The organism is Cellulomonas persica (assembly GCF_007989825.1).
In the GTDB taxonomy this organism is placed as follows: Bacteria; Actinomycetota; Actinomycetes; order Actinomycetales; family Cellulomonadaceae; genus Cellulomonas; species Cellulomonas persica.
This window is the reverse complement of sequence record NZ_BJUA01000006.1, coordinates 1-20,354: the sequence shown is the minus strand read 5'-3', so window position 1 is coordinate 20,354 and position 20,354 is coordinate 1. Positions and strand designations below refer to the sequence as shown.

The following is a 20,354-nucleotide window of genomic DNA, read 5'->3' as shown; positions in this document are numbered from 1 at the left end:
GGACTCGCACCCCGTGGAGCAGCCCACCGAACCCGTGCCCGTCGGCGGGATCCGCGGTGCGACGCCCGCGGCGTCCGACGACGAGCTGCGCGAGCGGCTGGCCGCGCTCGAGGCGGAGAACGCACGCCTCAAGCAGCGGCTGAGCACGGCCACGGCGCCGGTCGCCGTGACACCGGCCGCCGGCGGGGGCGTCGAGCCGGGCCGTCGAGCGCCGCGGCGCGTCGGCCGGTCCGTGCTCGCGGTCGTCCTGATCCTGGCCGGCGCGCTGCTGGCACCTGTCGCCGTGATCGCGTCGTGGGCGAGCGGCCTCGTCGAGGACACCGACCGGTGGGTCGCGACCGTGGGCCCGCTCGCGGACGACCCGGGCGTGCAGCAGGCGGTCACCAACCGGCTCACGACCGCGATCGTCGACGCGGTCGGGGTCGACGAGCTTGCGGCCGACGCCACGTCGGCGCTCGCCGGGCTCGGCCTGCCGCCCCGTGTCGCGACGCTGGTCGAGTCGCTGCAGGAACCGCTCGTGAACGCGGCGACGGACTTCGTGCGACGCGGGGTGGAGAGGATCGTCACGTCGGATGCGTTCTCGACGGCCTGGGTCGAGGCGAACCGCACCGCGCACGAGCAGCTCGTCGCGTCGTTGCAGGGCGACCCGGACGCGATCGCGAGCATCGGCGCCGACGGGACGCTGAGCGTGCAGCTCACGACCGTCGTCGACGCCGTCACGCAGCTCCTGGTCGACCGCGGCTTCACGATCCTGGAACGGCTCCCGACGATCGACGCGTCGTTCCCGCTCATGCAGAGCGACGACCTGGTGCGGCTGCAGAGCGCCTACCGGCTGCTCCACGCGCTCGGCACCTGGCTGCCGTGGGTGTCGCTGCTCCTGCTCGCGGGCGGGGTGCTCGCGGCCCGGCACCGCGCGCGCTCGCTCGTCGTCGCGGGGCTCGCGCTCGCGGGCGCGATGCTGCTGCTCGGGGTGGGCATCGCGGTCGGCCGCTCGCTGTACGTCGAGTCGCTGCCCGACGCGGTGCAGCGTCCCGACGTGGCGGTCGTCGTGTACGACCAGGTCGTGGCGTTCCTGCGCGTGGCGCTGCGCGCGATCGCCGTGCTCGGCCTGGCCGTCGCGATCATCGCGTTCGTCGCGGGCGGGTCCACGGCGGCCCGTTCGCTGCGTTCGTCGTGGGGACGTGGCGTGGCGGCCGTGCGCGGGCTGGGGGACCGGCACGGCGTCTCGACAGGCCCGGTCGGACGCTGGCTCGACGAGCAGCGTGTCTTCGTGCGCATCGTCGTCGCGTCGGTCGCGGGGCTGGTGATCGTGCTCGCCGACCGCGTCACCCCGGCACTCGTCGGGTGGACCGCGCTCGTCGCGATCGTCGTCCTGCTCGTCGTCTCGCTGCTCGCCCGCCCGGCGCCGCCCGGCGCGGTCGAGCCCGAGGTCACGCCGAGGGCGGTCTGACGCGAGGGCGCGCGTGGTCCGCGCGCTGACCGGCTCCCTGCCCGCGCGGGTGGGCGAGCTCCACGTGTGGTGGCGCGTGCGCGACTACGCAGCCGCGGTGGCGTGGATCGTCGCGGGGCTCGCGCCGCCGTGGCGGGCCGACGAGCTCGCGCGGCCACCCGTCCGGGGCCGGCCCGTGGTCCTCGTCCCCGGCGTGTACGAGGCGTGGCACTTCCTGCGGCCGCTCGCGAGGCGGTTGCACCGCCGGGGCCTGCGCGTCCACGCGGTGCCCGCGCTCGGCCGCAACCACCGACCCGTGCCCGAGTCGGCGGACGTCCTGCGGCGTACGCTCGCCGAGCGCGACCTGCGCGACGTGGTGCTGCTCGCGCACAGCAAGGGCGGGCTGATCGGCAAGCACGCCATGCTCGCCGACCTCGCGTCCGGCGACGCGCGCATCGCGTCGATGGTCACGGTGAACACCCCGTTCAGCGGCTCGCGGTACGCGCGGTGGGTGCCGCTGCGCGCGGTCCGCGCACTCGTGCCCGGGGACGCCGTGATCCGCGCGCTCGTGCTCGACCGCACGGTCGACGCCCGGATCGTCGCGGTGCGCAGCATCTGGGACCCGCACGTGCCGGACGCCGTCGTGCCACCGGGCGGGGCCGACGTGGTGCTGCCGACGCCGGGCCACTTCCGCGTGCTCGCCGACCCCGCTCTCGTGGACCTCGTCGTGCGGCACGTCCTCGACGAGCGCCCCTAACCGCGCCCGATCTGCAGGACGCGCGAGCGCCCCGGCTCGTCCGGGTCGTCGACGATCTCGCGCCCGTCGAGCCAGGAGCGCACCACGTGCGCGAGCTCGCCCGGGTGGCTGAAGTTCACCGCGTGCGCGGCCCCCTCGATGAGCACGACCGTGACGTGCGGCGGCACGAGGTGAGCGATCTCGCGCACCCGCTGCGGCCGCGGCATGAGGGGGTCGCGGCTGCCGAGCACCGCGAGGGTGGGGACCGGGGTACGCAGCAGGCGCTCGAGCGAGGGGAACCGGGTGAGCTCGCTGAACAGGTGCAGCGCGTTGAGCGGCCCGAACCGTACGTAGTCGGGGACGGCGACGGGCACCATCCGCGGGCTCTCGCGCAGGACGTCCTGCGCGAGCTGGCGCAGCGCGCGGCCGAAGGGCTGGTTCTGGACCCCGCCCGCGGGGGAGACCAGGATCGTGCGATCGACGCGGTCGGGCGCCTGGTACGCGACCTCGAGGCTGACCGGGCACCCCATCGAGTTGCCCAGCAGCACGACGCGCTCGAGCTCGAGAGCGTCCAGGATGCGCAGGAGCGCGTCCCCGAGGGCCGGGATGCCGAGCGTGCGGTCCCAGCGCTCGCTCCCGCCGTAGCCGGGCAGGTCGGGGACGACCTGCGTGCCGTACGGGGCGAGGCGCCGCGCCGTGGGCATGAGCGACGCACCCGAGATCGCGAAGCCGTGCACGTGCACCACGGGGAGCCGGCCGGGCCGCTCGTCGCTCTGGCGCACCAGCACGCGGTGCTCCCCGACGACCACCTGGCGCTCCCGCCATCCCTCGTCGGGCGCGTCCATGACCCGAGCGTGGCAGACGACGGTGCCCGCGGCCAGAGGGCGCCGGCAGCTACAGGTACCGCTGGAGCCAGACCTTGCCCGACGGCGACTGGTAGACGAGCGCGGCACGGCCCGCGAGCGAGCGCGCGACGCCGACGAACGAGTGCGGGACGTCGCCGTACTCGACGCGCGTGTCGGCCGCGCGGCGGACCGAGCCCCACGAGCCGGAGGCCGAGCGGTTCCGCACGTACACGCCGGGCGCGCCGGTGCCGCGGTCCTCGACCCACGCGACGGTCGCGGCGAGCGTCGCGCCGGCCGCCTCGTCGATCCCGACCACCCCGCTGCGCGTGGCCACCGTCGTCGGCGTGCTCCAGGTGGTCGACGCTGCTGCCCGTGAGCGCACCTGGACGGCACCGCTCGCGAGCTCGACCCGGCCGTCGGAGCGGCCGGTCAGGTCGAAGAACCAGCCGGGCACCGTGGTGCTCACCCAGGACCCCGTGGTCGAGGTGCGCGAGGCCACGCGCACGCCCGTCCCCGAGCTCCACGCGACGGTGACGCTCCCGCCGGACGCGGCGACCACGGACTGCGTCCCGTAGAGGAAGACCGGGCTCGCGTCGCGTCGCACGACCTGCGGTGCGGTCCACGCGCCGGTCGCCGACGCGCGTGACGCGACCGAGAGGACGGCCGCGGACGAGTCGTCGCCGACCGAGAGCAGCGCCGCCGTGCCGTCGGGCGCGACGGCGAGGTCGACCGAGGGAAGCGCGGCGCGCAGGGTGCGCGCGGCCCAGGACCCGGGGCGTCCGGTGAGCACCCGGGTCGCGGTCGCGGTGCGGTACGCCAGCGTGTACCGGCCCGAGCGGTCCACGCCCAGGTCGAAACCGCCGGCGTGCACCAGGCCGATCTTCGTGGGCGACGTCCAGGTCGTCGATCCCGCGGTACGCGCCGCGACGTACAGCGTCGTCGGGTCGTCCCACTCGACGGCGGTGTCCCGCGTCCAGGCGACGACCGCGCCGCCCTTCGGGGACTCGACGAGCGCGACGTCGCCCGTGACCTTCGAGCGGCTCCACGCCACCTGGGGCACGGCACCCGACGAGGCCCCCACGGTCACCATGGTCAGGGTCGTGCTGCCGGACGACCCGGTGACCGCCGTGACGTCGGTGATGCCGTCCTCGCCGACCTGCACGTCCGTGGCGGCCAGTCGCGCGACGGGGAGGGCGACCGACGACCGCCAGCTCGCTGCGGACGACGGCCCCGCACCCAGCACGACGAGCGTGAGCGCGGCGGTCGCGGCGGCGAGCGCGCGCCGGAAGGTCACGTGCGTCCGGAGCGTCATGGGAGCCTCCTCGAGGCTCGTCGGGATCGATACGCGGACGCTAGCGGGACCGGCGTCACGGGCGCGTCACGGCGACGAGGACACGCCGGGGGTGCAGGACCGGCGGGCACTGTCGGCACGTGCCCGCCGGTCCTGCGGTGCGCGACGGGACTAAGCCGCCGCGCAGCTCACGGTGGCGCCAGCGCCGGAACCGGTGCCCTGGAACCCGAACACCGTGCTCTGCCCGGCGCCGAGCTGCCCGTTCCACGGAGCGTTCGTCACCGTCAGGTGCGAGCCACCGGCGGACTGGCCGCTCCACACGTTCGTCGCCGAGCCGGACGGCAGCGAGACGCTGACGCGCCACCCGCCGAGGGGTCCGTTGCCTGCCGTGACCTTGACCTCGGAGACGAACCCGCCCGGCCAGCTGCTCACGACCGTGTACGTCGCGGTGCACCCGGCCTGCGGGTTCGAGGTCGGCGACGACGTGGGCGTCGGGGTCGGGGTGCTCGTCGGCGTGGGGGTCGGCGTGGGCGTGGGGGTCGACGTCGGCGTCGGGGTGGGGGTCGGCGTCGGCGTCGGGCCGGTGCCTGCCCAGGCGTCCTTCAGGAACGCGGCGATCGTGTCCCAGCTCGGGTTCGGGGTGCCCTGGGTGACGGTCTCGCGGCAGCCGTCCGTCGTGCGGACGGTCTGCTGGCCGTAGCGCGAGGCGCTCGTGACGTCCGCGTGGCTGTGACCGGCGCCCGGCACCGAGAAGAACCGGGTGTCGACGCACGCGGCGTTGAGTGCGTCGTACAGGATCTCGGTCTGCGCGTGCGGCACCACGTTGTCCGCGCGCCCGTGCAGCAGGAGCATCGGCGGGTCGTTCGCGTCGACGTACCTGATCGGGTCGGCCTGGCGCGCCTTGTCGGGGCACGACGGGATGGCGCAGCCGAGCAGCTGGGCCTCGGGTGCGTCGGGGCTGTTGTGGTCGATCCAGCCGCCCTGGTCCTGCTGCGCGAGGCGGATGAAGTCGGTCGGTCCGAAGAAGTCGACGCCGGCCTGGACCGTGCTGGACACGCCCGTCGTGCCGAGGTTGCCCTCGAGCGAGGCGACGCCGCCGGTGAGCGCGCCCATCGCGGCGACCCACCCGCCCGAGGAGTCGCCCATCGTGGCGAACTTGCCGGGGTCGAGCCGGTACTGCGCGGCGTTCGCGCGCAGGTAGCGGATCGCGGCCTTGACGTCGTGGACCTGGGCCGGGAACTTCGCCTGCGAGCTCGAGCGGACGCTCACCCCCGCGACCGCGATGCCGCGCGGGTTGAGCTGCTGGGCGATCGCGTTCGCGCCGGCCTTGCCGTCGTCGGACGTCCACGCGGATCCGGTCGACCACACGACGAGGGGCCACGGGCCGGCCCCGTCGGGGACGTACAGGTCGAGCAGGTGCCCGCGCGAGCCGGCTGGGTCGGCGGGGGCGTAGGCGATGTTCGGCGTGGTCTGGACGGCGTTCGCCGACGTCCCCGCGGCGGTGATCGCCCCGACGGCGACGAGTGCGGCCACCCCCCACCGTGCGGTCGCTCTGATCCGTGCGCTCCACATGACTGCGTCTCCCCTCGAGCGGTGCGTGAACGAGTTCATCGTGCAGAGCGCGGCGTCGCCGCAGACACGGCCTGAACGTTTCGGGATGCGCACCGCACCTTTCGAGGGTGGGCCGGGAGAGGCACCATGTGCCTCACCAGCCCGACTGCGCGCCGGAACTCGCCCGCGAGGGACCGGCGTTCCGCTACGGTGCGGCTGCACGCCGGTCGGGGCGTGGCCGACAGCCGGGGGACGAGATGCTGCGCTACGTGGGGTTCCTGGTCGAGATCGGCCTGACGGTCTACTGCCTGATCGACTGCATCCAGACCGACCAGTACCGCGTGCGCAACCTCGCGAAGTCCATGTGGGTGCTCCTCATCGTGCTCGTCCCGGTGATCGGCGCGGTCGCGTGGCTCGTCGCGGGCCGCCCGGAGCGCGAGCCGCGCCTGCACGCCCCGTGGCCCTCGACGCAGACGGCCGGCTTCCCGGAGTACGAGCGTCCCCGCGCCTCGGCGGACGTCGACCGGGAGTTCCTCGCCGCGATGCGGGAGTCCGACGAGAAGCACGAGCAGATGCTGCGCGACTGGGAGCGCAGCCTGCGCGAGCGCGAGGCGCGGCTCGGCGACGACGTCAGCGCTCCGGACCAGGACCCGCAGGCGCCGCCCCAGCGCTGAGGGGCGTCCCGGCGGCGCGCGGCTGCCGAGCCTGACGGCGGGATCAGCCGGCCGCTCGTCCTGGCGGCTCAGGCCCCGACGGTGGCGACCGCCTCGCGCTGGTCGACCTCGGCCGCGGCGCCCTCGGTCGCGACGACGACCGGCGCGGCCTTCGCGCGGACGCTGCCGACCGTGTGGATCACGAGTCCGCCGACGACCCACGCGCCGAGCGTGAGGCCCGCGGTGAGGCCGCCGGTGCCCCCGAAGTAGGCGACCGAGCGCACGAGCGTGCCTGTCGCGCCCGGGGGCAGGATCTGGCCGAACGTGCCGAGACCGGCCGGCAGCCACGCGGCGGTCGTGGCGATCCCGGCGAACGGGTTGCCGAGGAACATCATGCTCATCGCGCCGATCGTGAAGCCCTTGCCGCCGAACGCGAGCTGCAGGCCCGACAGCGGGAAGGACATCGCGGCGATGCCGAGGGCCATGGATGCCGCGACGGGCCAGAAGGCGGACTCGATGCTGCCGAACCCGAACTGCAGGACGGCCGCGACGATCATGCCGCCCACGAGCGAGAAGAGGCCGATGCCCGCGAGCTTCCAGGTGTTGCTCCGCGCGAACGCCGAGCGGAACGCGACGGCGGGCACGATCCCGCCGAACACGAGCGGGAACGCCAGTCCGCCGATGCCGATGCCCGACGGGTCGGACGCGGGCAGGGGCACGACGTCCGTCGTCGTCGCCGCGACGCCCATGGCTGCGCCGAGGCCCTGGGCCGCCGCCGACACCGACTGCGCGATCGCGGCCGAGCCCGCGGTCGCGACGACGGCCCGGATACCGGTCGGCTCCACGACGAACCCGCCCACGACCTCGCGGTCCTCGACCGCCTGCGTGAGGGCGTCCGCGCTCGCGAACGGCTGCAGGTCGTAGGCGCCGGGCGCGGAGGTCGCGAGCGCCTCCTCGACCTGAGTGAGTGCGGTGGGCGGGCCGACGACGCCGACGGGCAGGTCGTGCGGGCCGCTCTTGAGCGACGGCAGGATGAAGATCGCGAGCAGCAGCGCCAGGACCGCACCGAGTGCGACCGTCATGCCGACCAGGATGACGAGCGGTCGGGGGGCGCGGCGTGCCGCGGTGGGGAGCACCGCAGGCTCGGGGGAGGCGGCAGGTTGCTGGTCGTGCGTCGCAGACATGGGTTCCTTGGGTGGGAGGGTGGGGTCGCGCCGGAGGCGGCGACGTAATCGGAGACTGCGCCTCCGGTTATGCGGAGGATGCTCCTCCGGTTACACTTGTCCCGTCAACTCGCGACGACCGTGGCGACCATCACAGACCGGAGGATCCGTGCGAGCCGATGCAGCGCGCCGCCGCGACGGCCTGGTCCGCGCCGCGCGCCACCTCTTCGCCGTGCACGGCAGCGACGTCGCGCTCGAGGCGGTGGCGGAGGCCGCGGGCGTCGGGATCGCGACGCTCTACCGCAACTTCGCCTCGCGCGCCGACCTCGCCGACGAGGTCGCGCTCGCGATCCTCGACGACGTGCGAGCAGCCGCGCAGGACGCCGCCGAGCAGATGGGCAGCGCACCGGTCACCGCCTGGCACGGCTACGTGCGGCGGCTCGTCGACCTCGACCTGGGCGCGCTGTCCGCCGCGCTCGCCGTGCACCTGGCCGACGACCTCTCGGCGACCGTCCGCACCGCGCAGGACGAGGCGCTGTCGGGCGTCGAGGACCTCCTCGCGCAGGCGCGCGCCGCGCACCTCGTCCGCGCCGACCTGAGCGCGCTCGAGCTCGTCCTCGCGATCGGCCTGATCACCCGGCCTCTGCCCGACGCGGTGGGCCGCAGGGCGCCGGACCTCGTCGGCCGTCTCACCTCGATCCTGCTCGACGGCATGCGTCCGACGACCCCCGACGCGTGACCGCGCGCGAGCTCACGGCGACCGGGGTCCCAGGTGGGACCAAAGGCCAGGGCCGAACGGGTGTTCGTTCACCCAGATGTGTGCTCTGACCTGCGGACTTGCGGTGCGGAACGGCTCTCGCGGGAACCGTTGCGGTCGATGGGAGGGCAGTGCGCAGACGGCGCGCACCCGACCATCTGGAGTCGCCCGTGAGAACTGCCTCGATCACCCCGACCTCGGTCGAGCGCACCTTCGGTGCGGAGGAGATCATCGTCTCGAAGACGGATCCCCAGGGCCGCATCACCTACGCCAACGACGTGTTCGTCCGAGTGTCGGGCTTCGAGCTGGACGAGCTGCTCGGGCAGCCCCACTCGGTGATCCGGCACCCGGACATGCCGCGTGCGGTGTTCCAGAGGCTGTGGGACACGATCCGGGAGGGCGACGAGATCTTCGCCTACGTCAAGAACCTCGCCACCGACGGCTCGTACTACTGGGTCCTGGCGCACGTCACGCCGTCGCAGCGCGACGGACGCACGGTCGGGTACCACTCGAACCGCCGTCTGCCCGCGCCCGCGGCCGTGCGGGAGGTGGAGGAGCTGTACGACGTGCTGCTGCGCGAGGAGCGCCGCCACGGCACCGGCAACCAGGCGGTCGCCGCGTCCGGAGCGCTGCTGAGCAGCACGCTCGAGCAGCGTGGCGTGTCCTACGACGAGTTCGTCTGGGACGTCATCAACCGTCACGGCGGGGTCCGGTGATCGGCGGTCGCCGCTCGAGCGGCACGGCCGTCGAGTCCGCGACGCCCGACCTCGCACCGGTCGTCGAGGTGGTGCGCCGCGCAGCAGCCGGCGACCTCGAGGCCCGCGTCGTCGGCTCGGTCGACGAGCGGGTCACCGAGCTCGCCCACGCCCTCAACCACCTGCTCGACGTCAACGACGCATTCGTGCGCGAGTCCGGTGCGGCGCTCGGGGCGAGTGCGCGCGGGCGCTTCCACCGCACGCTCATCGAGCGCGGACTGCCCGGCGCGTACCGCGACGGGGCACGGCGCATCAACGCCTCGCGCGACCTCATGCGGGACTCCGCCGAGCGCACGCGGCAGGAGACCGCGCTGCGCGCCGAGGTCGTCGGTCAGGCCGTCGAGGTGTCGCAGCACGTGGCTGCGGCGTCCACGGAGCTCGGCGCGTCCGCCCAGTCCCTGGGGGACTCGGTGCGCGAGGCCGTGCGTGAGCTCGACGAGGCCACGCACCTGGTCGAACGGCTGGCGCAGTCGTCGGAGAAGATCGACTCGGCCGTGAACGTCATCGGTGCCGTCGCCGCCCAGACGCGGCTGCTCGCGCTGAACGCGACGATCGAGGCGGCCCGCGCGGGTGCCGCCGGGCGCGCGTTCTCGGTGGTCGCCGGCGAGGTCAAGTCGCTGTCCGACGACGTCGCGCAGTCGTCGTCGGAGATCGCGGCCCAGGTCGCCGCGGCACAGCAGGCGGCCCAGGACGTCGTCCAGGCCATGGAGCGCATCGCCTCGGTGATCTCGGTGATCGACCAGGAGGCGCAGGGCGTCGCGGCCGCGGCGGGCGACGCGGACGGCGGCCTCTCCCGCATGGCCGAGACCCTGCGCACGGACATCGGGCGGTTCGCCGGCTGAGCCGGGCCGCCGCACTGCGACGCCCGGCCGCGACAGCTGGACGCGGACGTGCGGCCGGCGCTCGTCGACGCGTCGTCGTCGGCGCCGCGTCGGTGTCCAGGACCACGGAACCCCAGGACCACGGAACCCCCGCCGCCCACCGGGGCGACGGGGGTTCCGTCACTGCGAGTCACCGGCCCCCGGGAGCAGCCGGGGGCCGGGACGATCACACGTCGTAGTAGAGCTCGAACTCGTGCGGGTGCGGCCGCAGACGAATCGGGTCCACCTCGGCGGAGCGCTTGTAGTCGATCCAGGTCTGGATCAGGTCCGGCGTGAAGACGTTGCCGGCGGTCAGCCAGTCGTGGTCGGCCTCGAGGTTGTCGAGCACCTCGGAGAGCGAGCCCGGGACCTGCTGGATGAGGGCGTGCTCCTCGGGGGGCAGCTCGTACAGGTCCTTGTCGACCGGCTCGGGCGGCTCGATGCGGTTCTGGATGCCGTCGATGCCGGCCATGAGCATGGCCGCGAACGCGAGGTACGGGTTCGACGACGGGTCCGGCACGCGGAACTCGATGCGCTTGGCCTTCGGGTTCGAACCGGTGACCGGGATGCGGATGCACGCCGAGCGGTTGCGGGCCGAGTACACCAGGTTGACCGGCGCCTCGAAGCCCGGGACCAGGCGGTGGTAGGAGTTCACCGTCGGGTTGGTGAACGCGAGCAGCGCGGGCGCGTGCTTGAGCAGACCGCCGATGTACCAGCGGGCGATGTCGGACAGGCCGCCGTAGCCCTTCTCGTCGAAGAACAGCGGCTCGCCGTTCTTCCACAGCGACTGGTGCACGTGCATGCCCGAGCCGTTGTCGCCGAAGAGGGGCTTCGGCATGAACGTCGCGGTCTTGCCGGCAGCGTGGGCCACGTTCTTCACGACGTACTTGAAGAGCTGGACCTTGTCGGCCGACTTCGCGAGCTCGTCGAAGCGGTAGTTGATCTCCGCCTGGCCGGCGGTGCCGACCTCGTGGTGCGCGCGCTCGACGCCCAGGCCGAGGGCGTCCAGCTGCAGCGAGATCTGGTCGCGCAGGTCGGCGAAGTGGTCGACCGGCGGGACGGGGAAGTAGCCGCCCTTGTAGGGCGTCTTGTGGCCGAGGTTGCCACCCTCCTCGACGCGGCCCGTGTTCCAGGCGGCCTCGATGGAGTCGATGTAGTAGTACGACGCGTTCTGCTTCGTCTCGAAGCGGATGTCGTCGAAGATGTAGAACTCGGCCTCGGGCGCGAAGAACGCGGTGTCCGCGATGCCGGTCGACTTCAGGTACGCCTCGGCCTTCGCGGCGACCTGACGCGGGTCACGGCTGTAGGGCTCGTCGGTGTACGGGTCGACGATGTGGAAGTTGATGTTGAGCGTCTTCTCCGCCCGGAACGGGTCGACGTAGGCCGTCGTGACGTCCGGCACCAGCTTCATGTCCGACTCGTGGATCGCCTGGAAGCCGCGGATCGACGAACCGTCGAACATCTGGCCGTCCGTGAAGAAGTCGGCGTCCAGCGACTGGGCCGGGACGTTGAAGTGCTGCATCACGCCGGGCAGGTCACAGAAACGCACGTCGACGAACTTGACGTCCTCGCTCTTGATGAACGCCAGGACTTCCTCTGGCTTGCTGAACATCCGCTGCTCCTCGGTCGATGGTGCCCGCATCGGGCTAGCCAGACGCTAGGCGGGGGCCGTTTCTCTGGTGTGAGGCAAGTGTTTCCGCGAGGTTACGCGCGAGGCCCGGGTGTAACGATCGTGCGAACTCAGCCCTGTGCGGAAGGCCGCGCCGGAGGCCTCTGCCGCCCGCTTAGGCTGGGCCGGTGACGACGAGGCAGAACGTGGGGTCGTGGCTCGAGGGCGGGCCGTCGGGCGAGGGTGGGCGTGGCGCTCGGCTGGGACTCCCCGCGCAGGGACCCGGCTCGGCCGCGACGATCGGCCGGCGTGCCGTGGCGCTCGTCGTCGACTGGACGCTGTGCCTGCTGCTCGCGTCTGCGTTCTTCGCGGGGGGCGCGACCGGCCCGTTCTGGCAGCGCGCCGACGGCATGGTGACGCTCGCGATCTTCGCGGTGGAGAACCTCGTGCTCGTCGGCACGGTGGGCTTCACCGTCGGGCACCGGCTGCTCGGGCTGCGGGTGCGCCGTGCCGGTGCGACACCCGAGGGGCCGCTCGCCGACGACGGCCGCGCGCCCGGGTTCGGCCGCGGGGCGCTGCGCACGTTCCTGCTGTGCCTGGTGATCCCCGCGGTGGTCTGGGACGCCGACGGCCGCGGCCTGCACGACCGCGCCGCCGGCACGGCGATCGTGCGCCGCTGACGCGGGCCGGCACGACGACGCTGCAGAGCGAGCGGCACGGCGGCACGAACGCCCCAGCAGCGCGAACGACGCGGCAGCACGGACGACGAAGCCGCGGTCCCGACGAACGGGAGCCGCGGCTTCGGACGTGACGTGTCAGCGGCCGCGCATGCCCTTGCGGTCCGGGCGGACGCGCATCGGGTCGACGCCCTTCGGCACGGGCAGGCGGGCACCACCGAGTGCCTGCAGGCGCTTGGTGACCTCGGCGACCTCCTGCTTGGTCAGCTGCGGCTTGAGCCGACGCAGCTTGCCGGGCAGCTTGGGCAGCGGGACCTGGCCCTCGTGACGGCCCGTCTGCAGGACGATGACCGGCACGCTCGGGAGCACACGCGCGGTGCGCTTGCGCTCGGCCTCGAGCAGCCGCGCCGGGTTGCCCGTGCCCTCGGCGACGAGCACGACGCCGGGTCGGCCCACGCCGCGGAAGACCATGTCCTGCGAGCGCGGGTCGATCGCGACGGGCTCCTCGACGAACGTCCAGCCGCGGCGGATCGTGCGCAGCGCGGCGAGCGCCGCACCGGGCTGACCCTCGATCCGCGAGTAGGCCGCGGCCTCCGCGCGCCGCGCGAGGACGAACATGGTCGCCAGCAGCGCGAACGGCAGCGCGAGCAGGATGAAGTAGACGACCGAGCTCAGCAGGACGCCCGCGATGACGCCGACGGCGAGCGTGCCGACGAACGTCGCGAGCAGGATCCAGGTGATCGCGGGATCGGTCTCCCGCGTCATCTTGAACGCTTCCCACAGCTGGTGGTACCAGCGCACCTTCTTGGTCTTGGGCGCAGCGGGGGAGGCGGACTTGTCACGGGCCATGCGCGCGAGTCTACCGAGCGCGACGGCCCGTCTCGTGCGCGTCCGCGACCCGCGCCCTGGCCCTGCGGCCGGACGACGCCCGAGCGCCGGCCGGCTCAGCGGGCGAGCAGGCTCGACGCCTCCTGGCGTGCGGTCGTCGGCTCGCCCAGGTGCGCGAGGGCGTCCGGGATCGGCAGTCCACGGCGCCGCATGGCCTGGCCCCACAGGCGTCCGGCCCGGTACGACGAGCGCACGAGCGGGCCCGACATGACGCCCAGGAACCCGAGCTCCTCGGCGACCTTCGACAGCTCGACGAACTCCTCGGGCCGCACCCACCGGTCCACCGGGTGGTGCCGCACGGACGGACGCAGGTACTGCGTGATGGTGATCAGGTCGCAGCCGGCCTCGTGCAGCGCGCCGAGCGCCTCGACGACCTCGTCGTACGTCTCGCCCATGCCGAGGATGAGGTTCGACTTGGTGACCAGACCGGCCTCGCGCGCGCGGGTCAGCACGGACAGCGAACGCTCGTAGCGGAAGCCCGGCCGGATCTGCTTGAAGATCCGCGGGACGGTCTCGAGGTTGTGCGCGAGCACCTCCGGGCGCGAGGCGTTGACCTCGTCGAGCAGCTCGGGGATCGCGTTGAAGTCCGGGATCAGCAGCTCGACGCCCGTGCCGGCGTTGAGCGCGTGGATCTGGCGGACGGTCTCGGCGTAGAGCCACGCGCCCCCGTCGGCCAGGTCGTCACGCGCGACCCCGGTGACCGTCGAGTACTTCAGGCCCATCGACCGCACGGACTCGGCGACGCGCCGCGGCTCGTCGGCGTCGAAGTCCGCGGGCTTGCCCGTGTCGATCTGGCAGAAGTCGCACCGCCGCGTGCACTGGTCGCCACCGATGAGGAACGTCGCCTCCCGATCCTCCCAGCACTCGAAGATGTTGGGACAGCCCGCTTCCTCGCACACGGTGTGCAGGCCCTCGCGCTTCACGAGGCCCTTGAGCTCGGAGTACTCCGGGCCCATGGTCGCGCGCGTACGGATCCACTCGGGCTTTCTCTCGATGGGCGTCTGTGCGTTGCGCGCTTCCACGCGCAGCATCCGGCGCCCCTCGGGTGCGATCGTCACGAGGGCCACACTAGCCGCCGCACGCGCGCCTGCACCCGGCGTGGCACGAGGCGGGCGTCACAGTCACGGGACCTGGGTCCCGGGCACCGGTGCCGCCCAGCGGTGAGGCTGGGAGCAGGCAACGGAGCCTTCTGGAGGGAGACCGACCATGCGAGTGCTGGTGAGTGTTGCGTCCCGCCACGGCGCGACGCGCGAGATGGGTGACGTGGTCGCCGAGATCCTGCGGGAGGCCGGCCACACCGTCGACGTCGTCCCCCCCGACGACGTCGAACGGGTCATGCCGTACGACGCCGTCGTGCTCGGCTCCGCGGTGTACGTCGGTCGGCTGGCGGCGTCGTTGCGCGACCTCGTCGTCCGGCAGGGCGCGCACCTGCGGCTGCGCCCGGTCTGGCTGTTCTGGTCCGGCCCGGTCGGCAGCCACCCCACGACGAGCGTGCCCGACGACGTCGAGGCGATGGTCACGGCCACGGGTGCGCGCGAGGCGAAGTGCTTCGTCGGCGCGCTGGACAAGGCGTCGCTGTCGGTGTCCGAGCGCGCGCTCGTGGCGCTCGTGCGTGCGCAGGACGGCGACTTCCGTGACTTCGACGCGGTGCGCGCGTGGGCGATGGGTGTCGCCGAGGAGCTGCGGAGCGTGGCCTGAGCCGTCGAGCCCTCAGCGCGCGTCGGCGCCCGGCGCGGCGAGCACGGCGGGCTCAGGTGGCTCAGCGGGCTCACGGGGCTCAGTGGGCACGGTGGGCTCAGTGGGCACCGTCAGGAGGGGCGCGAGCTCGCGCGCGAGGTGCGCGCGCACGAGGGGCACGACCTCGGTGATCGTCACGCGCCGACCGGTCTCGACGCTCAGCGACGTGACGTCCGCGTCGGGGATGCCGCACGGCACGATGCGGTCGAACGCGTGCAGGTCCGGCTCGCAGTTGAGCGCGAAGCCGTGCATCGTCACGCCGCGTGCGACGCGGACGCCGATCTGGGCGACCTTGCGCGCCAGCCCGCCGGGCCTTGGCTCGAACCACACGCCGCTGCGGCCCTCCACGCGCGTCGCGCTCAGGCCCAGGTCGGTGCACGTGTCGATGAGCGCCTGCTCGAGCGCACGCACGTAGCGCACGACGTCCACGGGCTCGCGCAGCCGCACGATCGGGTAGCCGACGAGCTGCCCGGGCCCGTGCCACGTGATGCGCCCGCCGCGGTCGACGTCGACCACCGGGGTGCCGTCGACCGGACGGTCCCACGTCGCGGTGCGGCGTCCCGCCGTGTACACGTCCTCGTGCTCGCACAGCAGCACGGTGTCCTCGCGCTGTCCGGCGGCCACGGCCGCGTGCACCTCGCGTTGCCGTTCCCACGTGGGCACGTAGGGCAGCAGGCGGGTCCCGAGCTCGAGCTCCTCGAACAGCATGCCGGCCAGCCTAGGTCCTCGTCGCCGTCCTAGGGTGTGGCGCATGAGCACGCTACGAGTGGCCTTGGTCGGCTACGGCGGCGCGGGCCGCGGGATCCACGGGCGGCTCGTGCGCGCCGCGGGGCAGCAGGTCGTCGCCGTGGTGACGCGCAGCCGCGCCGCGCAGGTGCACGCGGACTGGCCCGACGCGCGTGCGGTGCCCGACGTGGACGCGCTGCTGGCGGACCTGCACGACGTCGACCTGGTCGTCGTCGCGAGCCCGACGGGGGAGCACGCCGCGCACGTCGCGGCGGCGCTGGCGACGGGCGTGCACGTGCTGGTCGACAAGCCGCTCGCGACGACCGCGCAGGACGCGGCCGCGCTCGTCGAGCGGGCAGACGGGCGCCTCACGGTGTTCCAGAACCGCCGCTGGGACCCCGAGCAGCTCGCGCTGGCCGACGTGCTCGCGCGCGACGAGCTCGGCAGGGTCCACCGGTTCGAGCGGCGCTGGGAGAGGTTCCGCCCGCAGCCGCAGGACCGGTGGAAGGAGAACGACGAAGTGGCCGGCGGGCTGCTGCTCGACCTCGGCGCCCACCTCGTCGACTCGGCCGTGCAGCTGTTCGGACCGGTGCGCCAGGTGTACGCCGAGCTCGCGGCGCGCACGGCGCCGGCGGTCGACGACGTCTTCCTCGCCGTGCGGCACGAGTCCGGCGTCCTGAGCCACCTGCAGGCGGGCGGGCTCGTGGGTGCCCCCGGTCCCCGCACGCGCGTGCTCGGCGAGCGCGGCGCGTACCTCGTGACGCGGTACGAGGGCGAGCCGACGCCGTTCGAGGCGTTCGACGACGTGTACGAGGAGGGCCGGCGCCCCGGCGAGCCCGTGCACGAGGGCTGGCTCGTCCGCGGTGCCGAGCGCAGGCCGGTCCCCGCGCCCACCGGCGGCCACCACGAGATCTACCCCGCGCTGGCCGCGTGGGTGCGCGGGGAGGCGCCGGCCCCGGTGGACCCGGCCGACGCGGTCGCGACGGCCCGCGTGCTCGACGCCGCGCGTCGGTCGGCGCAGCACGGCGAGGTCGTCGTCCTCGACTGAGCCCGCCCGGCTGACTCCCCGCTGACGGCCTGCTGAGGACGTCCCGGGGGCCGCCGCTGCGAGTCCGTGGGAGGCAGGTCCGCGGCCCTCGCCGTACCTGTGGATGAGGGACGACGCGCGTCGGCGCGGTCCGCTTCGATGGGCGCCATGACGAGGCACGTTCGGGTCGCGCCCGCGGTCGACACCGCGCTCGCTGCGGCCGGCTACCGGCCGTACGCGCTGGGCGACGACGGTGCGCTCGTCGCCGTCGCGCTCGACGGGTCGCAGGACCGTGTCGAGCTGCACGTGCTGCGGGCCGACGACACGACGCGCGCCCGGGTCGGGGCGCTGCGGGCGGTACGGCACGATCACCTCGCGCGCGTGCTCGAGGCGGTGCCGTTGTCGGCCGACGAGCTCGGGGTGTTCACCGAGCACGTGACGGGCACGCGGCTCGACGCGCTGCTCGCGGCCCGCGAGCCCCTGACCGACGGCGAGGCGGCGACGCTCGCGATCCCGGTCGCCCAGGCGCTCGAGGCGCTGCACGCCGCGGGGGTGCAGCACGGCGGCGTCGGGCCGGGCGCGATCGTGGTCGGCCCCGATGGGCGACCCGTGCTCGCCGGGCTGGGCGTCGCGCTGCGACACGTGCCCGCGGCGGCGGACGAGTCGGGCGCCGACGTGCGCGCGCTGTTGGACGCGGTCCTCGGCCCGCAGCACGCGGTCGAGCCCGGGTCGCTGGCCGAGGCGCTCGACGAGCTGCGCCGCGAGGCGTGCCCGGGTGCGGCGCGCGTCGTGGACCGGTGCTTCCGTGTCGCGGTGCCGGTGCCGCTGCGGCTGCCGGACGCGGCCGACCTCGCCGCGCGCGCGGGCCGGGACGCGGTGACCTCGCTGCGCCAGGGGGGCGTCCGCGACTCGGGGCGACGCCGGGCCGGTCATGCGGCTCGCTCCGGCAGGGCCCGTGGCCGGTCCGCGGGGAGCCCGCTGCCGCGCGGGCTGGTCGTGGGGGCGTGTGCGGTGGTGCTGGCCGCGGGGGTGACCGGTACGGTGCTCGTCGCGCCGTGGCGCATGACGACCGACGGCGCCAGCGCGGCGGCGGCGACGCACCGGCCTTTCGCGTCCCCGTCGTCGGGACCGGCCGCAGCCGGCCACGCCAGGACGGACCCTCGCGACGCGGCGGTCATGCTCACGCAGCGCCGCGCGGTACTGCTCGGTCAGGGCCGGGGCGCACCCCTGCACGAGGTCGAGCTGACCGGTTCGCCCGCCCACACGGCCGACTCGCAGCTCGTCGCGCAGCTCGGCGACGACCGGGTCAGCGGGCTCGAGGTGACCGTGACGGCCGTCGAGCCGCTCGAGGCGTCGCGCGACGACGAGGCGCGGGTGCGCGTCACGAGCACGACGAGCGCGTACGAGCGGGTCGCTCCCGACGGCACGACGCGGCCGGGCGGGCCGGCGGCGACGTCGACGGTCGTGCTCGTGCTGCGCTGGACGGACCAGGGCTGGCGCGTGTGGGACGTCGCCGCGGCGTGAGGACGCGTCAGTGGCGCTCGGCGGCCCACCGCGCGGCGGCGGCCAGGTCACCGTGCTCGGGCGCGAACCCGCTGGCCGCCAGAGCGGCGGGGACCGCACGCACCGAGCCCAGCACCTCGGACGAGAAGTCACGCAGCACGAGCCGCAGCGCGAAGGACGGGACGGGCACGACCGCGGGCCGGTGCACGGCTTGGGCGAGCGCGGCCACGACGTCGGCGTTGCGGTCCGCGTGCGTGACGAGGTTGACGGGACCCGCGACCTCGGCCGTCAGGAGGTGCTCGATCGCGCGCACCTCGTCCAGCAGCGAGATCCACGGCCAGTACTGGCGCCCCGATCCCAGCCGCCCGCCCAGCCCGGCCCGCAGGAGCGGCCACATCGGGCGCAGCGCGCCCCCTCCCGCGCCCAGCACGACGCCGGTCCGCAGGAGCACCACGCGGACCCCCGCGGCGGCCGCGGGCTCGGTCGCAGCCTCCCACTGCCGCACGACCTCGGCGAAGAACGTCGTGCCCAGCGGTTCGCGCTCGTCGAGCTCGACGTCGCCGCGGTCGCCGTAGGCGCCGATGCCGGAGGCCTGCAGCAGCACGCGTGGGCCGTCGTCGAGGTCTGCGAGCGTGCGGGCGAGCAGGCCGGCCGTGTCGACGCGCGAGGCGAGCACGTCGCGCTTGCGGGCGTCCGTGAGCAACCGGGTGCCGGGGTTGGTGCCGGCGAGGTTCACGACCGCGTCGACCCCGCGCAGCGCGTCGCCGTCCAGCACCCCGCGCGCGGGGTCCCACGAGATCTCGTCGGGCCGCTCCGGGTCCCGTCGAACGAGCACGCGGACGTCGTGCCCGGACGAGCGGAGGCGGGGCACGAGTGCGGAGCCGATGAAGCCGTGCGACCCGGCGACGACGATGCGCATGCCGCCACCCTAGGGTTCGCGGCGCTGACCTGCGCCCCGAGGGCGTGGACGGCACCGGCGCGCAGGGCCGACGCACAGGGCAGACACGCGGACGGCCCGGTCCCGCGAGGGGACCGGGCCGTCCGGCTCAGGCCGACGTGGGCGTCAGAGACCGAGCTCGGCCTCGAACGCGCCCTCCTCGAGACGGGCCTTGACCGCCGAGAGGTAGCGCGACGCGTCCGCGCCGTCGACGAGCCGGTGGTCGTACGACAGGCACAGGTAGCACATCGAGCGGATCGTGATGACGTCCTCGCCCTCCGGGCCCTTGACCACGGCAGGGCGCTTGACGATCGCGCCGGTGCCGAGGATGGCGGACGTGCCGCCGGGCACGATCGGGGTGTCGATGATCGCGCCGCCCGAGCCCGTGTTGGTCACCGTGAACGTGGCACCCGAGAGCTCGTCGGGACCGATCTTGTTGTTGCGCGTGCGACCGGCGAGGTCCGCGATCTTGCGCGACAGGCCCGCGAGGTTGAGGTCGCCCGCGTCGCGGATGACGGGCACGACGAGGCCGCGCTCGGTGTCGACCGCGATGCCGACGTTCTCCTGGCCGTGGTACGTGATCGTGTTGCCCTCGAGGACGCCGTTGATCTTCGGGAACGCCTTGAGGCCCTCGATCGCAGCGAGCACGAAGAACGGCAGGAACGTGAGGTTCGTGCCCTCGCGCGCCTTGAAGTCCTCCCTGGCGGCCGCACGCAGACGTGCGATCTTGGTGACGTCGACCTCGACGACCGTCGTGAGCTGCGCCTGGGTGTGCAGCGCCTCGACCATGCGCTCGGCGATGATCTGGCGCAGGCGGCTGGCCTTCTCGGTCGTCCCACGCAGCGGCGAGACGGCCGGCACCTTCGCCGCCGGAGCAGGTGCCGCGGCCGCGGGTGCGGCGGCGGGCTGCGCGGCGGCGGCCTTCGCGGCCTCCGCCTTCGCCGCGGCCTCGAGCACGTCCTCCTTGCGGACGCGACCGCCGACGCCCGTCCCGGTCAGGGTCGAGACGTCGACACCCTTGTCCGCGGCGAGCTTGCGCACGAGCGGCGTCAGGTAGCCGCCGGATGCGGCCGGCGCGGCAGCGGCGGCCGCGGGAGCAGCGGCGGCCGGAGCGGCCGGGGCAGCGGGAGCCGGTGCCGCAGGCGCGGGAGCGGCCGGGGCCGGGGGAGCCGGCGTCGCCGGGACCGGCGCCGGAGCCTGGGCGGCCGGA

20 protein-coding genes are annotated in these 20,354 nt (G+C 74.3%); 10 read left to right on the top strand and 10 right to left on the bottom strand.

Annotation, left to right across the window (positions count from 1 at the left end; genetic code table 11):
• The first annotated feature begins 13 nt into the window (after window positions 1–13).
• Together CPE01_RS07220 and CPE01_RS07215 are read left to right on the top strand one after the other, a co-directional pair.
• On the top strand, window positions 14–1,450 hold the full coding sequence (locus CPE01_RS07220; RefSeq protein WP_246783798.1) for a coiled-coil domain-containing protein: 1,437 nt from the start codon (window positions 14–16) through the stop codon (window positions 1,448–1,450).
• A 13-nt stretch (window positions 1,451–1,463) separates the two neighbouring features.
• Window positions 1,464–2,186, top strand: coding sequence for an esterase/lipase family protein (locus CPE01_RS07215; protein WP_146805983.1), 723 nt, complete (start codon window positions 1,464–1,466; stop codon window positions 2,184–2,186).
• Here CPE01_RS07215 and CPE01_RS07210 read toward each other — a convergent pair.
• From CPE01_RS07210 to CPE01_RS07200, 3 genes are all read right to left on the bottom strand, one after another.
• The gene (locus CPE01_RS07210) at window positions 2,183–3,010 is read right to left on the bottom strand and encodes an alpha/beta fold hydrolase (RefSeq protein ID WP_146805982.1); all 828 of its coding nucleotides are present in this window, start codon (window positions 3,008–3,010) and stop codon (window positions 2,183–2,185) included. The two genes, CPE01_RS07215 and CPE01_RS07210, sit on opposite strands and share 4 nt — an antisense overlap.
• A 49-nt stretch (window positions 3,011–3,059) precedes the next feature.
• A complete protein-coding gene (locus CPE01_RS07205; RefSeq protein ID WP_146805981.1) occupies window positions 3,060–4,322 on the bottom strand; it encodes a hypothetical protein in 1,263 nt (420 codons plus the stop codon).
• Window positions 4,323–4,472: 150 nt separating this feature from the next.
• Window positions 4,473–5,834 (bottom strand): cellulose binding domain-containing protein, encoded by a 1,362-nt coding sequence (locus CPE01_RS07200; protein ID WP_146805980.1) that lies wholly within the window; start codon window positions 5,832–5,834, stop codon window positions 4,473–4,475.
• A gap of 275 nt (window positions 5,835–6,109) precedes the next feature.
• On the opposite strand from CPE01_RS07200, the gene CPE01_RS07195 reads away from it, so the two are divergent.
• Window positions 6,110–6,526 (top strand): PLD nuclease N-terminal domain-containing protein, encoded by a 417-nt coding sequence (locus CPE01_RS07195; RefSeq protein ID WP_146805979.1) that lies wholly within the window; start codon window positions 6,110–6,112, stop codon window positions 6,524–6,526.
• 68 nt (window positions 6,527–6,594) lie between these two features.
• Here CPE01_RS07195 and CPE01_RS07190 read toward each other — a convergent pair whose 3' ends face one another.
• Window positions 6,595–7,587: a hypothetical protein gene (locus CPE01_RS07190; RefSeq protein WP_222592883.1), complete on the bottom strand. Its 993-nt coding sequence runs from the start codon at window positions 7,585–7,587 to the stop codon at window positions 6,595–6,597.
• Window positions 7,588–7,837: 250 nt separating this feature from the next.
• On the opposite strand from CPE01_RS07190, the gene CPE01_RS07185 reads away from it, so the two are divergent.
• The 3 genes from CPE01_RS07185 (at window position 7,838) to CPE01_RS16730 (ending at window position 10,022) form a co-directional block, all read left to right on the top strand.
• A complete protein-coding gene (locus tag CPE01_RS07185) occupies window positions 7,838–8,407 on the top strand; it encodes a TetR/AcrR family transcriptional regulator (RefSeq protein WP_146805978.1) in 570 nt (189 codons plus the stop codon).
• A gap of 188 nt (window positions 8,408–8,595) precedes the next feature.
• A complete protein-coding gene (locus CPE01_RS07180) occupies window positions 8,596–9,141 on the top strand; it encodes a PAS domain-containing protein (RefSeq protein ID WP_146805977.1) in 546 nt (181 codons plus the stop codon).
• On the top strand, window positions 9,138–10,022 hold the full coding sequence (locus tag CPE01_RS16730) for a methyl-accepting chemotaxis protein (RefSeq protein WP_146805976.1): 885 nt from the start codon (window positions 9,138–9,140) through the stop codon (window positions 10,020–10,022). Before CPE01_RS07180 ends, CPE01_RS16730 begins: the two co-directional genes overlap by 4 nt.
• Before the next feature lie 205 nt (window positions 10,023–10,227).
• On the opposite strand, the gene glnA is transcribed toward CPE01_RS16730, so the two are convergent.
• Window positions 10,228–11,652 (bottom strand): type I glutamate--ammonia ligase, encoded by a 1,425-nt coding sequence (gene glnA, locus CPE01_RS07170; protein ID WP_146805975.1) that lies wholly within the window; start codon window positions 11,650–11,652, stop codon window positions 10,228–10,230.
• A gap of 185 nt (window positions 11,653–11,837) precedes the next feature.
• Between glnA and CPE01_RS07165 the strand changes: the two genes are divergently transcribed.
• Window positions 11,838–12,329, top strand: coding sequence for an RDD family protein (locus CPE01_RS07165; protein ID WP_186811449.1), 492 nt, complete (start codon window positions 11,838–11,840; stop codon window positions 12,327–12,329).
• A 135-nt stretch (window positions 12,330–12,464) separates the two neighbouring features.
• Here CPE01_RS07165 and CPE01_RS07160 read toward each other — a convergent pair whose 3' ends face one another.
• On the bottom strand, window positions 12,465–13,175 hold the full coding sequence (locus tag CPE01_RS07160) for a DUF4191 domain-containing protein (RefSeq protein ID WP_146805974.1): 711 nt from the start codon (window positions 13,173–13,175) through the stop codon (window positions 12,465–12,467).
• Window positions 13,176–13,270: 95 nt separating this feature from the next.
• Entirely contained in the window at window positions 13,271–14,272 is a 1,002-nt protein-coding gene (gene lipA / locus CPE01_RS07155; protein WP_146805973.1) for a lipoyl synthase, read from the bottom strand.
• A 148-nt stretch (window positions 14,273–14,420) separates the two neighbouring features.
• Between lipA and CPE01_RS07150 the strand changes: the two genes are divergently transcribed.
• On the top strand, window positions 14,421–14,912 hold the full coding sequence (locus CPE01_RS07150; protein WP_146805972.1) for a flavodoxin domain-containing protein: 492 nt from the start codon (window positions 14,421–14,423) through the stop codon (window positions 14,910–14,912).
• A gap of 12 nt (window positions 14,913–14,924) precedes the next feature.
• Here CPE01_RS07150 and lipB read toward each other — a convergent pair whose 3' ends face one another.
• Window positions 14,925–15,659, bottom strand: coding sequence for a lipoyl(octanoyl) transferase LipB (gene lipB / locus CPE01_RS07145; RefSeq protein WP_146805971.1), 735 nt, complete (start codon window positions 15,657–15,659; stop codon window positions 14,925–14,927).
• Window positions 15,660–15,702: 43 nt separating this feature from the next.
• Here lipB and CPE01_RS07140 point away from each other — a divergent pair, with 43 nt between their 5' ends.
• Window positions 15,703–16,725 carry a Gfo/Idh/MocA family oxidoreductase gene (locus CPE01_RS07140; RefSeq protein WP_146805970.1) on the top strand — a complete coding sequence of 341 codons (1,023 nt, stop codon included), beginning with the start codon at window positions 15,703–15,705 and terminating at the stop codon, window positions 16,723–16,725.
• Between the two features lie 147 nt (window positions 16,726–16,872).
• The gene (locus CPE01_RS07135; RefSeq protein ID WP_146805969.1) at window positions 16,873–18,228 is read left to right on the top strand and encodes a serine/threonine-protein kinase; all 1,356 of its coding nucleotides are present in this window, start codon (window positions 16,873–16,875) and stop codon (window positions 18,226–18,228) included.
• 7 nt (window positions 18,229–18,235) lie between these two features.
• On the opposite strand, the gene CPE01_RS07130 is transcribed toward CPE01_RS07135, so the two are convergent.
• Together CPE01_RS07130 and sucB are read right to left on the bottom strand one after the other, a co-directional pair.
• On the bottom strand, window positions 18,236–19,126 hold the full coding sequence (locus CPE01_RS07130; RefSeq protein WP_146805968.1) for a TIGR01777 family oxidoreductase: 891 nt from the start codon (window positions 19,124–19,126) through the stop codon (window positions 18,236–18,238).
• A gap of 144 nt (window positions 19,127–19,270) precedes the next feature.
• On the bottom strand, window positions 19,271–20,354 hold a 1,084-nt coding region (gene sucB / locus CPE01_RS07125), incomplete at its 5' end, for a 2-oxoglutarate dehydrogenase, E2 component, dihydrolipoamide succinyltransferase (RefSeq protein ID WP_146805967.1).